We start from the raw sequence: 877 nt of genomic DNA, 5'->3' as shown, positions 1-877 counted from the left end.
ACTTAATATATCTTTCCTTATTAAGTCCGGTTGCAGAACGCCATTGACGCTCATTTTTTAGATCATTTATCGATATTTTCATGTGCCAAATTTAAGACTATTTTTCCATTGCAACAAGTCTAATGTATATCAGGAAAATATATTTGAATTTTCGACTTTATTAAAATCCCCGACTTTTAGGAAGACAAGATTAAGAAAATCAGTGAATAATTATACCTCCTGTGAAGCAGGTTTAGGAGCCAAGAGAAGTTCATATCTGTGGCGAAAAGTTCTAACAAAAGAAAATAAGCAGCCCAATATATTACCATTTTCGTTAACCTACTGTTTAGATGATGAAGGACTATATTTTTATTTCTCCACCTTTCGATACGGTATTGAGCTCAATTCATACAAAAAATTTTACAAATTTCAAATCAGCAAGTATCATATAATTGAAAATTTAATTACCGAAGCAAACGCTAAATTATTGAAAACAACTGATGATTATAGACAGTTTTTATTCTTGCCAAACAAGGAGTATTTTGATTACATGAATCAACATGGAATTTGGGATATAACTTACACTTCCAAAAAATTAATTTATCCGATTGCAAGCAAAGAAATAGTTTCATTAATTACTGATTTTGTATGTTTTTATCCTATATATGCAAATTATCTAAGAATTTCTTGTGGGAGCGAAACTATTCTTGAAAATCAAATCAGCAAATTAAAAAAATGGTTAATTGAAAATTTAGATAATAAATTAGATTTATTGAACTAGGCATTTAGGCAATAATAAATTTGTAGGGCAATGGTGCTGCTTTTACTAATCTATTGATAAGGTTTTCAAATATTCCCTCTTTCATTTTATGCCTATTATATCGGTAGGTATATTCAT

The 877-nt window shown here is 28.8% G+C and carries 1 protein-coding gene and 1 pseudogene; one reads left to right on the top strand and one right to left on the bottom strand.

Annotated elements, in window-relative coordinates; genetic code table 11:
• The first annotated feature begins 202 nt into the window (after window positions 1-202).
• Entirely contained in the window at window positions 203-760 is a 558-nt protein-coding gene (locus tag EZE20_RS23855; RefSeq protein WP_132122536.1) for a hypothetical protein, read from the top strand.
• 4 nt (window positions 761-764) lie between these two features.
• Here EZE20_RS23855 and EZE20_RS24505 read toward each other — a convergent pair.
• Window positions 765-877 (bottom strand): annotated as a pseudogene (locus EZE20_RS24505) (IS1595 family transposase); the annotation flags it as partial.

Origin of the sequence: Arundinibacter roseus (genome assembly GCF_004348825.1) — a bacterium.
GTDB lineage: Bacteria > Bacteroidota > Bacteroidia > Cytophagales > Spirosomataceae > Arundinibacter > Arundinibacter roseus.
The sequence above is the reverse complement of the archived record's forward strand: the minus strand, read 5'-3'. Positions and strand labels throughout refer to the sequence as shown.